A 13350-nucleotide genomic window follows, 5' to 3' on the forward strand; every position below is an offset into this window, starting at 1 on the left:
TCCTGATATTGGTCATTCCAGGTCGGAAGTAGCCGCTAGTTTGCACACGAAATGGACGGAAAAACAAGAGCGAATATTAAGCCCGGGATGTTGGTGAATATTGTGTTAAAAAAAGATCAACGCAGTGGAGCACTGACAGAAGGCATTGTCAAGGACCTGCTAACCTCAGCAGCATTTCACCACCGCGGTATCAAGGTGCGCCTACAAGATGGGCAGATTGGAAGGGTGCAGGAAGTTATAGAGGATGATTTTTAATTTTGCTACTGTTGAATGTTAAATTTTCACTTTTGAACCGAGCGGAGCGAGCTCATCGAAGATAATTCTAAATTTAGAATTTTAACTTTTCACTTCTTGCCTCTGACTTCTCCATTGAATTTTGACTTTTTAATTTTGACTTTTTAATTTATATACCTACCTTTGTCTCTCGTGAAAAATGGGGTAACATATCTCGTTGCAGCGTGGCAAGAATTCAGTGTTTACATTGAATCGCATAGGATATTTGATTTGATTTTAGCCCGTTTGGGCTTTTTTTGTATCCAACGTTTACATTAGGAACCTTATACATTAATATACAAGAATGACCAACTACAGTAAATTACCAGCAATTTTGGTGCTCGAAGACGGAACGGTTTATCATGGCAAGGCTGCCGGAAAAATTGGAACGACAACGGGCGAAATCTGTTACAATACAGGGACAACCGGTTATCAGGAGATTTTTACGGATCCTTCCTATTACGGACAAATCATGGTAACCACGAATGCACATATTGGTAATTATGGTATTGACGAGGACGACACCGAATCTGAAAAAATTCAGATTGCGGGCTTGGTATGTAAAAACTACAATATCAATTACAGTCGTCAAATGGCAGATTCTTCGATACAAACCTACTTTGAGGAACAAAACCTAGTTGGTATATCAGATATTGACACCCGTTCATTGGTGCGCCATATCCGTGATAAGGGGGCTATGAATGCCATTATCTCTTCCGAAAATTTAGATGTGGAAGAGCTTAAAGCACGTTTGGCTAGTGTGCCCTCTATGGAAGGTCTAGAGTTATCATCTGTGGTTTCCACCAAAGCGCCTTATTTCTATGGCGAGGAGAGTGCGCCAACCCGTGTCGCCGTATTAGACTTAGGTATCAAAAAGAATATCCTTCGCAACTTCGACTCGCGTCAAGTATATGCAAAAGTATTTCCGGCTAAAACTACTTTTGCAGAAATGGAAGCGTGGAATCCAGATGGTTATTTCATTTCAAATGGTCCTGGTGATCCAGCGGCGATTGACTATGCTATCGAGACGATAAAGGAAATTGTGGATGCCGAAAAACCGATGTTCGGTATTTGTCTAGGACACCAAATGTTGGCCCTAGCGAACGGTATCCGCACGCAAAAGATGCACAATGGACATCGTGGTATCAATCACCCTGTAAAAAACATCATCTCTAATCGCTGCGAAATAACATCACAAAATCACGGATTTAGTGTGGTTGCGGAAGATATCGAAAAATCCGATAAAATAGAGGTGACGCACGTGAACCTGAATGATAACTCCGTTGAGGGCATTCGCGTGAAAGGCAAGAAAGCATTCTCGGTACAATATCACCCGGAATCTTCACCAGGTCCGCACGATTCGCGGTACCTATTCGACGACTTCATTGCTATGATTAAAGCATAGCCACCCATAAAAGAGGCTAAACCGTTGGTTTGGCCTCTTTTATTTCAGCGGTTTGGCACGGCTTACAACCTCCTAATCCAAGGCTTTTGAATCTGCATTTGTTTTTTAAATAGAATGTGGATTAGTAGGTAAATTTTATCTAAGTTTGAATATACTAAGTATAAATGTTATCTTAGTGTTGATTATACACTAAGTTGGGAAATTGAAAAAGACAATATAAAAAAATGAGTTTAATTATTGATGTTCATGCGCGTCAGATTCTTGATTCGCGCGGTAATCCTACAATCGAAGTAGATGTAACCACACAAAACGGATTTGTCGGACGTGCAGCTGTTCCTTCAGGTGCTTCAACAGGAATTCACGAAGCGGTAGAGCTTCGCGACGGTGATAAGTCAAAATACCTAGGTAAAGGTGTTTTAAAAGCTGTTGAAAACGTAAATACAAAAATTGCGGAGGCATTAAAAGGTGTAGACGTCTTCGAACAAAACACGATAGACAAGATCATGATTGATCTAGACGGTTCGGAGAACAAAGGCGTTTTGGGTGCTAACGCTATCCTTGGCGTGTCTTTAGCCGTTGCTAAAGCTGCAGCACAAGAGTCTCATCAACCTTTGTACCGTTATATCGGTGGTGTTAACGCCAATACGTTACCCATCCCAATGATGAATATTATCAATGGCGGTTCGCACTCGGATGCACCTATCGCATTCCAAGAGTTTATGATTATGCCCGTTGGCGCACCATCATTCTCTGAAGCATTGCGTTGGGGTACAGAAGTATTCCATACCTTGAAAAAAATCTTACACGATAGAAACTTATCTACTGCAGTAGGCGACGAAGGTGGGTTTGCCCCAACGTTCGACGGTACAGAGGATGCGTTGGATACGGTATTGAAAGCGATTGAAACTGCAGGTTACAAACCAGGGTCAGATATTTGTTTAGCGCTTGACTGTGCTTCTTCAGAGTTCTACAAAGATGGAAGCTACAACTATGCGAAGTTCGAAGGTGATAAAGGCGCTATCCGTTCTAGCGAAGAGCAAGCTTCTTACCTTGCTGAATTGACAGAAAAATACCCTATCATCTCTATCGAAGATGGTATGGCTGAAGACGACTGGGCAGGATGGAAAACGTTAACGGACAAAATCGGTGCACGCGTTCAGCTTGTAGGCGATGATTTGTTTGTAACGAATACAAAACGTTTACAGCAAGGTATCGATGACGCTACAGCAAACTCGATCTTGGTAAAAGTAAATCAAATTGGTTCGTTGACAGAAACTATCAATGCGGTAACGCTTGCACAAAACTCTGGTTATACTTCTGTAATGTCTCACCGCTCTGGTGAAACGGAAGATGCGACGATCGCTGACCTAGCTGTAGCATTAAACTGTGGCCAGATCAAGACAGGATCGGCATCACGCTCAGACCGTATGGCAAAATACAATCAATTGCTGCGTATTGAAGAGGAGCTAGGTGAAAACGCGCGTTTCATCGGTAAAAACTTTAAGTACGCAATCAAAAAATAAGTAATCACAATCTCGTGATATTTTAAATGTCCTTAGTAGCTATGGCTTGCTAAGGACATTATTTTTTACTGTAGGAGTCATACTACCAGATCAGAAGATCTATTTTGTCGTAATAAACATAATGCCATTCAACGCATTTGTTCCATATTTCTTCACATCCTCGGGCGTCGCTTTCTCTCTAAGCACCATTTTCTTGACTTTTTTTGTAAATTCTTTATCCTTTATCTTGCTATGATTGGATTCAACTTTGTCGTCGATAACAAGAACGCCAGTGAATTCATTCCCTTTAGGTATTGTAATGGCTTGAGTGGTGTCTGATAGCATTATCATTCCATCAATCGTTGAATGCAGTGCATTAAAAGGCCGGATCTGATGTTTAGCATAACCGCAGAGAGCAAGTGTCATGCTCATGCCAAGAAGCAGGGCTGGCAAGGCGCGTTTTATTGTTTTTTTCATCATCAATTTAGATATGACTCGTCCATTAATAGGATTGGCAGACAGTATCTGGCATTGGACCAGAATTGTGGTTACTGCCAACTTATGTTGGCTGCGTCGTATAGTAATCTAATTTACAATTATCTTTTATTTTTACAAATTTATTTCTTCATGTAATAATTAGTTGTTTGTCGATAATGCAACATTATCCGCTATAAGTATGTTATGCAAAGATGAAACTCTGCAAAATTCTGCGTAAGTTTAGACAGATATATTTACCTTTGTTGTATGGATAGATTTCTGAGTCTTATACGGAATAAGTATCTGATTGCCGGAATGGCATTTGTCGTTTGGATATGTTTCTTCGATCGCTATGATTTAAGCACGCAATTTGCTTATCAGCAAGAAAAAAGTAAGCTGGAAAACGAAAAGGAGTTTTATGAAACGGAGATCGAGCGTATGGAGAAGTCCATAAAAGATGCACAGTTTAGTCCTACAGAAATCCAACGTATCGCGCGAGAACGTTACAAAATGAAAAAGGATAACGAAGACGTTTACGTTATCCAAGAGGTGGAGCCAAAAGAAGAATAGCCGGCAGGCAATCTTTCCCTTATCGCTCGAGCATTAAACCTTGATAAGCGAAATTTCCTGATACGTGTCAGAAATAGCAAATATCCGATAGCCATGCTGATGCAAGGTGTTGAAAAACTTTGTTCCCTTCGCTTTACCATCGGTAAAAAAGCGTTCATGCGTTTCAAGCAAGAGTTGGCTAACCTCAATCCCCGATTCCAAAATGCTATCAATGACCACATATTCCGAGCCTTCGATATCCATCTTCAACACGTCGATCTTGGTGTGTCCCGTGTCCATCAAAATATCGGAGAAGCTCTTTAGCGGAACTGATACATAATCTTCTTCACTAACAAGGCCATGATCAAATATGCTACCGGAAACGTGGTCCTTATTGCGTGGCAGATGGAATTTGACTTCCTCCGTATGGACCCCCAGCCCATAAGGGTAAAAATGAAATTGAGGGGGAAGATGTTGTTCGCGAACCCAATCTATTGATTTCGGCGTGGGATCAAATCCAAATACCGAACACTGGTGTTGCTCAATCAGCTCTTTATCAAAGGAAATGTCTTGCCCGATGCCAAATGAATAGACCACAGAATGTGCGTGGAGAAGGTCTGGATTAACGTAAAAGCCGCCATAATCGCTGCCATACCAACGTTTTTTCGTATGCTTTTCAATATCAATAAACGCTATTTTTCCTAACCTGGCTTTTAGCCAATACTCGAATCGCTTCAGTTTACTGTTTCTTTCCATAAAGAACCTTATTAATTAATATAGCGTATAGATGAGCAATAGGCATTTCGGTTTTAGATCTCAGAAATAGCGTTAATTATATCGTACTGGGTAATGATGTTTATTTTACCTTGCGCATCTTCCACCAGTACAGCTTGATTTTCTTTATCAATCAATGTGGAAATTTTATCGATCGAGGTATTAAGATCCACGAAAGGAAACACCTTACTCGCAATTGTTTCTACTGGTGCCGATTTTAAGGAGGGATTATCTAAGAGGGCATTCAGGATGTCGGACTCTGTGACCTTACTTACGACCATGCCCTGCTGGGTTACCGGTATTTGCGAGATATTTAATGCCTTCATCAAGTTAAAGGTTTCGAGTATGGATTGCCCTACATCGGCCATAACGGTATCTTGATCGCCGCGCTTCTGCAAAATGCTTTGCGCCGTTAATTTTTTATCTTGCAAAAAGCCCCGTTCCCGAAGCCAATCTTCATTATACATTTTTCCCATGTATCGGGATCCATGGTCATGAAAGATAACGACTACCACATCATCCTCTTGCAAAGATCTTCCTAATTGCAGCAATCCGGCAATGGCAGAACCTGCTGAATTTCCTGCGAAGATACCCTCTTGACGTGCTAGTTCACGGGTCATTAACGCGGCATCTTTATCAGATACCTTTTCAAATAAATCGATAACATCAAAATCAACGTTCGCGGGAATAAAATCTTCGCCAATGCCTTCGGTGATATAGGGATAAATTTCAGCTTTATCCAGCACGCCTGTTTCTTTGTATTTTTTAAAGACTGATCCGTAGGTGTCAATTCCCCAGATCTTGATGTTCGGGTTTTGTTCGCGAAGGTATCGACCCGCGCCAGATATGGTGCCGCCGGTGCCCACACCAACTACGAGGTGTGTGATCTTGCCTTCGGTTTGCGCCCATATTTCGGGGCCCGTTTGTTCATAATGTGCTTGGGCGTTGGATAGGTTATCATACTGATTGGCTTTCCAAGCATTGGGCACCTCTTTTACCAGGCGGCTTGATACTGAATAGTAGGAGCGTGGATCTTCAGGGTCGACATTTGTGGGGCAAACGATCACCTCAGCGCCAAAGGCGCGTAGGGCGTCGATTTTCTCCTTCGATTGCTTGTCGGTTGTCGTAAAAATACATCGGTAGCCTTTCACGACAGCTGCCATAGCAAGTCCCATACCGGTATTCCCCGATGTGCCTTCAATGATTGTTCCACCAGGCTTGAGTAAGCCTTCTTTCTCCGCGTCTTCGATCATTTTGATGGCCATACGGTCCTTGATAGAGTTCCCGGGATTCGTGGTCTCGATCTTTGCCAACACAGTCCCTTTCAGGTGTTTGGTTACTTTGTTTAGCTTTACTAAGGGCGTGTTGCCGATGGTTTCCAAAATATTGTTATACCACATAGTCTATTTTATAGCGCAAAATCAGGACACACGATCCGTTTAAAATTTAAGGTGTTTAACAGTCAACCCGTTGTTCTTTAGTTGTTTCAAAGCATCGATGCCGATATTAAGATGTGTCTCTACATACTTTGCCGTTACCGCCAAATCGCTTTCAGAAGTTTTTACACCCTCTGGAACCATGGGTTGATCTGATACTAATAATAACGCACCCGTGGGTATTTTGTTTGAAAAGCCGACGCTGAAAATCGTTGCAGTTTCCATATCAACCGCCATAGCGCGAATGGTCTTTAAGTACTTTTTAAATGCCTTATCATGCTCCCAAACGCGGCGGTTTGTGGTGTAAACTGTTCCCGTCCAATAGTCGCGCGAATAATCACGAATGGTAGTCGATATCGCTTTTTGAAGCGCGAAAGAGGGGAGTGACGGCACTTCCTGTGGGAAGTAATCATTAGATGTCCCTTCGCCGCGGATGGCCGCAATGGGCAGGATAAGTTCGCCTACCGGTATTTTTTTCTTCAGCCCCCCCGTCTTACCTAAAAACAACACAGCCTTCGGACTGATGGCAGAAAGTAGATCCATCACAGTGGCGGCCATAGGACTACCCATGCCGAAATTAATAATGGTGATGCCGCCCGCTGTACAGGCCTGCATGGCTTTGTCTTCTCCATAGATTGCTGCATTGTCGTTCATCTCGGAAAACATTTTCACGTACTTTGAAAAATTGGTTAGCAGCACATATGGTTCAAATTCTTCAAGCGGACACCCGGTATAGCGCGGCAACCAATTGTTCACGATATCTTTCTTCGATTTTAAACCCGGCGTAATTGGCGTTTCTACTGTTTTCTTTTTTGTCATATGCATTCTATTACGTTAAACCTTCGGAACTGTGTAGCGCACACATCCATTTTTATTTTATACAAAAAATCCCTCAGCTCGCTGAGGGATTTTTTTAAGCTACCTGAAGCTTCTTAATATCTGATTTAGCAAACTTCTTCTTGGCGTATTCCAAATTGATATGGAATATTTTGTCGCCTGTTTCTTCTTTGGAGGTTGGTATTTCAAACATCGCGTCGAGCATGATCGCTTCGCAGATGCTGCGCAAACCGCGGGCGCCCAACTTGAACTCCCATGCTTTTTCAACGATGAAATCATAAACGTCCTCATCAAACGTAAGCTCTACCCCCTCATAATGGAACAATTTCATGTACTGCTTAATCAGTGCATTTTTTGGTTCCGTTAAGATATTGAGCAAGGTCTCTTTGTCCAACGGATTCAAATACGTCAACACCGGCAAACGGCCGATCAGCTCTGGAATAAGTCCGAAGTTTTTGAGATCTTGTGGCGTGATATATTTGTAGAGGTTCGTTAAGTCTACTTCTTCCTCATCGTCTTTCATCTTGTAGCCGACCGTCTGCGTCCGTAATCTGTTTGCAATTTTCTTTTGGATGCCATCAAATGCACCACCACAGATAAACAAAATGTTGCTCGTGTTTACGGAAATCATCTTTTGGTCCGGATGCTTACGCCCACCCTGCGGTGGTACGTTTACATTGGTCCCCTCTAATATTTTCAGTAAAGCCTGCTGTACACCCTCTCCAGAAACATCTCTTGTGATGGAAGGGTTATCGCTTTTGCGTGCAATTTTATCGATTTCATCAATGTATATGATACCGCGTTCTGCCGCAGCCACATCGTAATCCGCAGCTTGGAGTAATCTCGTCAGGATGCTTTCCACATCTTCCCCCACATAGCCAGCTTCCGTCAGCACGGTTGCATCTACGATGCAGAAAGGAACATTCAAGATCTTTGCAACAGTTTTAGCAAGCAAGGTCTTTCCTGTTCCCGTTTCGCCGACAATAATCAAGTTCGACTTTTCAATCTCTATCTCGTCCTTATCTACTTTTTGGTTCAGGCGTTTATAGTGATTATAAACAGAGACCGAAATCACTTTCTTCGCATCATCCTGTCCGATAACATATTCGTCCAAATGTTGCTTGATCTCGATAGGACGGACCAGTTTAAGCGTGGTTTGTAAAGACTTGCTTTTACGCTGCTTCAATTCCTCCGCTAAAATCTCGCCTGCCTGGGTCACGCAACGATCGCATATATGAGCACCATCACCAGCAATAAGCATCTGTGCATCGTTTTTGCTGATGCCGCAGAATGAGCAACGGATATCTCTATTATTAATCTTACTCATCGGTTGATTTTGTTATTTAACTTCTTTTTTCGGCAATAGTACCTCATCAATCATACCAAATTCTTTTGCTTCTGCCGCCTTCATCCAATAATCGCGATCGGATGACTTTTCGACCCATTCGTATGGCTGACCAGAGTGCTCAGAAATGATGGTATACAATTCTTCCTTCAGCTTCAACATTTCGCGAAGGTTGATCTCCATATCAGACGCCACACCTTGCGCACCGCCGGATGGTTGGTGGATCATGACACGAGCGTGTTTTAATGCTGCACGCTTTCCTTTTGCACCTGCAACCAATAACACAGCACCCATGGAGGCTGCCATCCCTGTACAGATCGTTGCTACATCAGGAGAAATGTATTGCATCGTATCGTAGATACCTAAGCCCGCATAGACGCTACCTCCTGGTGAGTTAATGTAAATTTGAATATCACGTTGCGCGTCGGTAGACTGCAAAAACAGAAGTTGAGCCTGCACAATATTAGCAACTTGATCGTTAATACCATCACCAAGAAAGATGATGCGATCCATCATCAGCCGAGAGAAAACGTCCATCTGCGCTACATTCATTTGACGCTCCTCGATAATGTAAGGCGTAAGGTTTGTCGGCATAGTTTGTTGTACACGGGAGATATAACCGTCTACATGCTGACTACCTATACGATGATGTTGGATGGCATATTTTCTGAATTCGTTTTTATCTATGTTCATTGCTGTTGTGTTTTCTGTGTTATAATAAAGACCAATATAAAAATAAGATTTAAATCTTAACTACAAATAAAGCGCCGAATTATAATTTGGCAGTTCTGATAAAAAATAAAACTTGCCCTCGGCAAAATCTATCTTGCAATAATGGTGCTCTATACCATTACTAACCAGAAGTAGCGGGATTCTATGTATACTGTTGTAGTTTGCAATTTGATGAAACACCTTGTCGGTAATTTTGACAGTTGGCGCTTTAAACTCTGCCAAAAGGATCTTCTCGCCTTTATTATTGTAAATCAATAGGTCGCTTCTTTTCCTCAGGGTGTTCAAGCGAAGCCCGCCTTCGATCTGCATAAGTGCTTTTGGATAATGTTTATAGCGATGGAGATAATGGATCCAGTGTTGCCTGACCCACTCCTCCGGAGTTAGTACCAGATCTTTCTTGCGCAACTCATCAAAAATAAACAGCTTATCCAGTTTTTGCGTAATCTTGGATGAGTAAGCCGGTAAGTTCAGCGGAATAAGCTCAGACATACTCAAAAATAAGATAATTTTAGCGGAGAACAAAATTCTCAAATCCGCAATTAAACGTGGGAAATTCGTATTTTCGTCGGGTATGAATGTGAATGCCATCCTTACTGATATCAAGAAAAGAAAGTTTAGTCCTGTATATCTTTTACACGGCGATGAGTCGTATTACATAGACCTCATAGCCGATAAGCTGGAGAAAGAAGTGCTTACCGACGCGCAGAAAGGATTTGACCAAACGATCCTGTACGGAAAAGACAGCAGCATAATCAATATCGTGAACGCTGCAAAGCGTTATCCCATGATGAGCGACCACCAACTTATCATCATTAAAGAAGCACAAGACCTAAAATGGAAATCCGAGGAAGAGCTTTTGCGGAAATATCTAGAGCATGTAACACCTTCCACAATATTGGTCTTAGCCTACAAGTACGGCAAATTTGATAAACGTAAAAAAATCTACAAGGCTTTTGAGAAGGTGGGTGTAGTTATTGAGTCGGCAAAACTTTACGACAATAAGATAGGGGAATGGATCGTGGAACAATTTCGTGCAGCCAACCGTACGATACATCCGCAAGCAGCAGCCATGATGGCGGACTACTTGGGAACAGACCTCTCTAAAATTGCTAATGAAATTGATAAACTATTGCTCAATGTAGCGAAAGATCAGGAAGTTCAAGCGCTCCATATTGAACAGAATATCGGTATCAGCAAAGATTTTAATGTGTTTGAACTCCAGTCGGCCCTGGCTAAACGGAATGCTGTAAAAGCCATACAGATTGTAGATTACTTCGTCGCGAACCCGAAATCAAATCCGTTACCCATGGTTATTGGAAACTTAGGCACATACTTCACGAAAATACTGAAATACCACTACCTACCGGATAAATCACCGCAGGTAGCCGCCAAGCAGCTTGGTGTACACAGCTTCTTTTTGAAAGAATATGAAGCCGCCGCGCGAAATTTCAACCGAAAAAAAACATTCGCTATTATTCACGATTTAAGTATTTGCGACTTGAAGACAAAAGGCATGGATGTCGGGCCATTTACAGGTAGTGGTGACATCCTGCGCGAATTGATCTTTAAGATACTAAACTAATCGTTGTCCTGAGCATCTTTCCCTTCTCCCTTGTTAGGCAACTCCTCATAGGGGTTGATTTCGGATTCATGTATTTCTTTGTAATGAACTTTAGTGGGCGCCGTGGGATTATTTGAATCAATTTCCACGTCGATCTTGACTTTTTTCTCCATTTTAGGCTTACGCACAACACCCCACTTGATCAGGAGTTCCTGCGTGGCGTTTATTTTTAAATGCTCCTTTTCAGGCTCGCCGATAAGGAAGCCAAAAGCTTGCATAGATGGAATAGCGTCAAATATTACTTTGATTGTTGCAGTAAGCGGTAACGCTAAGATTAGCCCGGATAGGCCAAATAGCATGCCCCCCAATAAAATAGCAATGATCGCCATTAAGGGATTGATACTGACTTTACTACCTACGATATTTGGGGTAATGACATTCCCCTCTAAAAATTGTACCACCTGAAACCAGGCAATGACGCCTACAGCGTACCAGGCACTGTCTTTCACGGCCAGCGCAAACAAGGCGGGCAATATGGAGCCGATGGCGATTCCGATATAAGGCAATAGCATCAATAAGGAAGCTAAGGTTCCAAAAAACCAAGCATATTCAATGCCCATAACCATCAAACCTACCGTATTTAAAATGGCGACAATTCCCATCACGGTAACCAGTCCTAATAGATAGCTTTGCACAACGTAATAGATCTTATTTAGTGTTTCGTGGACCTTAGATTGCGGCACGCTTTTGAATGCCTTGAAAAAGAATTCCCGAAAGAAATCACGGTAGTAGAGTAGAAAAAAAGCAAACAGAGGCACCAACACTGCACCCGCAAGAATATTGCCAATCGACCCAAATGTTGCAGAAGCCATCATCCCTGCGTTAGACATCATCTTGTTTCCCTGATCGCGCAATTGATCCATCAGGGCGCTCCGCTGAATACCAAATGATTCTTCGGTCCAGCGCTGCGCTCTTTCCAGCACAGACATCACTTTATCTGTGATGGCGGTAGCATCTTTACCTATAATTATGCTTTGATGGACGATAAACCAGCCAATGACATAAAGCACCGCGATAGCGACAATGACAGACAGTATAGCCGCGGTAGCTTTTCCTAAGCGTAGTCGTTCAAACAAGCGAGCCATCGGATACAAAGAAATCGCTATTAAAATAGCAAAGAGCAGCGGCACAAGTACGGTCTCTGTCGCGTACATAAAACCCAACAACAACGCCATCGCTAGAAGACTTGCCGCCAAATCCAGTGCGTAGGGAAATTTCTTTGAATTATTTTCCATCAAAAATGTTTTTTCAAACAACAGTTAAGTCCTGCTTTTGTTTTTCTGATTCCAAAAAATAACGTAGAAGAAAGCGATCAATATAATGAAGCTATTGACGATAAAAATGTGTGGTATACGCGTTACGTTATCGCTATAGACGTATCCAGCCAACAGCGCCCCACCGCCGATGCCCACTTCAAGTGCTATGTACATGGTGGCCATAGCTTTGCCACGGTGCTGCGGTAGGCTGAGATCGATAGTCCACGCATTGACTGCGGGCGAGAGGATGCCCGTACCGATACCATAGATAATTGCTCCTGCAATTAAACCTTCAATGGAGTCTCCTAGGCCAATAAGAAGGACAGCAAGCGCAACGATAAAAAGGCCCACAATCATGACATGTATACGGCCATAGCGGTCTGCTACCTTTCCGGATATAAAGCGAATCAGGATAGAGGACAGGGTGTAAGCGGTAAAAAAAAGGCCCTTATTTCCAATGCCAAGATATTCGCTCCAGTCGGGTATAAGGGTTAAGATCACGCCATAGCCGGAATACGAAAGGAGCGTCACGACTGCGGCAGGCAACACACGCCATTCGAGTATCTCGGTACGCCTGATTTTTAGCATCGAGGTAGAGAAACGCTCTTTATTTTGTAAGGTCTCGCGCATGTTTATTACAATAACGATGGAGAGCAAAGCGAAAAGCGAGGAGCTGTAAAACATGGGGTTGATCCCGTAGTTTTGGGCGATAAAGCTACCCACAGCAGGGCCAATAGCACCGCCTATACTAAAGCATAAGCCATGCATCCCCAGCGCCTCACCCCAACGATTTTGTGGAATAATATCGGCTACATAGGCAGATGTTGCAGTGGGTTTAAACCCTGTGGAAAAGCCGTGTACCAAGCGAAGTAAAAAAAAGAGGGCGACCGAACTGATTACCGGGTAGAGAAATCCGCAGACAAAGCAAACAACAGAGCCAACGGCCATCACCGGCACCCGGCCCCAACGGTCTGTTAGCTTTCCACTAAAGGGACGCGAGATACCAGCCGTCAACGTGAAGAGCGCAATAATGAGCCCCTTGTGTTCTCCGCCGCCCATTTTACTCAGGTGGTTGGGAAGCTCAGGGATGATCATATTAAAGCTCGCTGAAAAAAGAAGCGAACTCATGCAAAGAAGGGCGAA

General features: G+C 42.9%; 14 protein-coding genes. 5 read left to right on the plus strand and 9 right to left on the minus strand.

All coding sequences use genetic code 11. From position 1 onward, the window contains the following. Nucleotides 1-51: 51 nt before the first annotated feature. The 3 genes from B0I21_RS05840 (at nucleotide 52) to eno (ending at nucleotide 3201) form a co-directional block, all read left to right on the plus strand. Entirely contained in the window at nucleotides 52-255 is a 204-nt protein-coding gene (locus tag B0I21_RS05840; RefSeq protein ID WP_133639516.1) for a YwbE family protein, read from the plus strand. Between the two features lie 322 nt (nucleotides 256-577). Continuing rightward, nucleotides 578-1678: a glutamine-hydrolyzing carbamoyl-phosphate synthase small subunit gene (gene carA, locus B0I21_RS05845; protein WP_133639517.1), complete on the plus strand. Its 1101-nt coding sequence runs from the start codon at nucleotides 578-580 to the stop codon at nucleotides 1676-1678. 224 nt (nucleotides 1679-1902) lie between these two features. Continuing rightward, entirely contained in the window at nucleotides 1903-3201 is a 1299-nt protein-coding gene (gene eno / locus B0I21_RS05850) for a phosphopyruvate hydratase (RefSeq protein WP_133639518.1), read from the plus strand. A 99-nt stretch (nucleotides 3202-3300) separates the two neighbouring features. On the opposite strand, the gene B0I21_RS05855 is transcribed toward eno, so the two are convergent. Beyond that, complete coding sequence (locus tag B0I21_RS05855; RefSeq protein WP_133639519.1) at nucleotides 3301-3660, minus strand: hypothetical protein; 360 nt, start codon at nucleotides 3658-3660, stop codon at nucleotides 3301-3303. Between the two features lie 264 nt (nucleotides 3661-3924). Here B0I21_RS05855 and B0I21_RS05860 point away from each other — a divergent pair, with 264 nt between their 5' ends. Continuing rightward, a complete protein-coding gene (locus B0I21_RS05860) occupies nucleotides 3925-4227 on the plus strand; it encodes an FtsB family cell division protein (protein ID WP_133639520.1) in 303 nt (100 codons plus the stop codon). Nucleotides 4228-4260: 33 nt separating this feature from the next. On the opposite strand, the gene B0I21_RS05865 is transcribed toward B0I21_RS05860, so the two are convergent. The 6 genes from B0I21_RS05865 to B0I21_RS05890 form a co-directional block, all read right to left on the minus strand. Then, on the minus strand, nucleotides 4261-4962 hold the full coding sequence (locus tag B0I21_RS05865; RefSeq protein WP_133639521.1) for an FkbM family methyltransferase: 702 nt from the start codon (nucleotides 4960-4962) through the stop codon (nucleotides 4261-4263). 53 nt (nucleotides 4963-5015) lie between these two features. After that, nucleotides 5016-6380, minus strand: a complete 1365-nt coding sequence (locus tag B0I21_RS05870) for a pyridoxal-phosphate dependent enzyme (protein WP_133639522.1) — start codon at nucleotides 6378-6380, stop codon at nucleotides 5016-5018. A 39-nt stretch (nucleotides 6381-6419) separates the two neighbouring features. After that, a complete protein-coding gene (locus B0I21_RS05875; protein WP_133639523.1) occupies nucleotides 6420-7235 on the minus strand; it encodes an AMP nucleosidase in 816 nt (271 codons plus the stop codon). 94 nt (nucleotides 7236-7329) lie between these two features. Then, entirely contained in the window at nucleotides 7330-8580 is a 1251-nt protein-coding gene (gene clpX / locus B0I21_RS05880) for an ATP-dependent Clp protease ATP-binding subunit ClpX (RefSeq protein ID WP_133639524.1), read from the minus strand. Between the two features lie 12 nt (nucleotides 8581-8592). After that, a complete protein-coding gene (gene clpP / locus B0I21_RS05885; protein ID WP_133639525.1) occupies nucleotides 8593-9291 on the minus strand; it encodes an ATP-dependent Clp endopeptidase proteolytic subunit ClpP in 699 nt (232 codons plus the stop codon). Nucleotides 9292-9351: 60 nt separating this feature from the next. Then, a complete protein-coding gene (locus tag B0I21_RS05890) occupies nucleotides 9352-9819 on the minus strand; it encodes a type I restriction enzyme HsdR N-terminal domain-containing protein (RefSeq protein WP_133639574.1) in 468 nt (155 codons plus the stop codon). An 82-nt stretch (nucleotides 9820-9901) separates the two neighbouring features. On the opposite strand from B0I21_RS05890, the gene holA reads away from it, so the two are divergent. Further along, a complete protein-coding gene (gene holA, locus B0I21_RS05895) occupies nucleotides 9902-10912 on the plus strand; it encodes a DNA polymerase III subunit delta (RefSeq protein WP_133639526.1) in 1011 nt (336 codons plus the stop codon). Here the strand turns inward: holA and B0I21_RS05900 are convergent. Continuing rightward, nucleotides 10909-12186 carry an AI-2E family transporter gene (locus B0I21_RS05900; RefSeq protein ID WP_133639527.1) on the minus strand — a complete coding sequence of 426 codons (1278 nt, stop codon included), beginning with the start codon at nucleotides 12184-12186 and terminating at the stop codon, nucleotides 10909-10911. The genes holA and B0I21_RS05900 overlap by 4 nt on opposite strands. A gap of 24 nt (nucleotides 12187-12210) precedes the next feature. Then, complete coding sequence (locus B0I21_RS05905; protein WP_317130168.1) at nucleotides 12211-13335, minus strand: MFS transporter; 1125 nt, start codon at nucleotides 13333-13335, stop codon at nucleotides 12211-12213. Nucleotides 13336-13350 lie beyond the last annotated feature (15 nt).

This window comes from Sphingobacterium paludis (assembly GCF_004364125.1).
GTDB lineage: Bacteria > Bacteroidota > Bacteroidia > Sphingobacteriales > Sphingobacteriaceae > Sphingobacterium > Sphingobacterium paludis.

What these genes read in the sequence shown, in the direction of transcription:
- B0I21_RS05840 (WP_133639516.1), top strand. Translation starts at nt 52, where the DNA reads ATGGACGGAAAAACAAGAGCGAATATTAAGCCCGGGATGTTGGTGAAT.
- carA (WP_133639517.1), top strand. Translation starts at nt 578, where the DNA reads ATGACCAACTACAGTAAATTACCAGCAATTTTGGTGCTCGAAGACGGA.
- eno (WP_133639518.1), top strand. Translation starts at nt 1,903, where the DNA reads ATGAGTTTAATTATTGATGTTCATGCGCGTCAGATTCTTGATTCGCGC.
- B0I21_RS05855 (WP_133639519.1), bottom strand. Translation starts at nt 3,660, where the DNA reads ATGATGAAAAAAACAATAAAACGCGCCTTGCCAGCCCTGCTTCTTGGC.
- B0I21_RS05860 (WP_133639520.1), top strand. Translation starts at nt 3,925, where the DNA reads ATGGATAGATTTCTGAGTCTTATACGGAATAAGTATCTGATTGCCGGA.
- B0I21_RS05865 (WP_133639521.1), bottom strand. Translation starts at nt 4,962, where the DNA reads ATGGAAAGAAACAGTAAACTGAAGCGATTCGAGTATTGGCTAAAAGCC.
- B0I21_RS05870 (WP_133639522.1), bottom strand. Translation starts at nt 6,380, where the DNA reads ATGTGGTATAACAATATTTTGGAAACCATCGGCAACACGCCCTTAGTA.
- B0I21_RS05875 (WP_133639523.1), bottom strand. Translation starts at nt 7,235, where the DNA reads ATGACAAAAAAGAAAACAGTAGAAACGCCAATTACGCCGGGTTTAAAA.
- clpX (WP_133639524.1), bottom strand. Translation starts at nt 8,580, where the DNA reads ATGAGTAAGATTAATAATAGAGATATCCGTTGCTCATTCTGCGGCATC.
- clpP (WP_133639525.1), bottom strand. Translation starts at nt 9,291, where the DNA reads ATGAACATAGATAAAAACGAATTCAGAAAATATGCCATCCAACATCAT.
- B0I21_RS05890 (WP_133639574.1), bottom strand. Translation starts at nt 9,819, where the DNA reads ATGTCTGAGCTTATTCCGCTGAACTTACCGGCTTACTCATCCAAGATT.
- holA (WP_133639526.1), top strand. Translation starts at nt 9,902, where the DNA reads ATGAATGTGAATGCCATCCTTACTGATATCAAGAAAAGAAAGTTTAGT.
- B0I21_RS05900 (WP_133639527.1), bottom strand. Translation starts at nt 12,186, where the DNA reads ATGGAAAATAATTCAAAGAAATTTCCCTACGCACTGGATTTGGCGGCA.
- B0I21_RS05905 (WP_317130168.1), bottom strand. Translation starts at nt 13,335, where the DNA reads ATGAGTTCGCTTCTTTTTTCAGCGAGCTTTAATATGATCATCCCTGAG.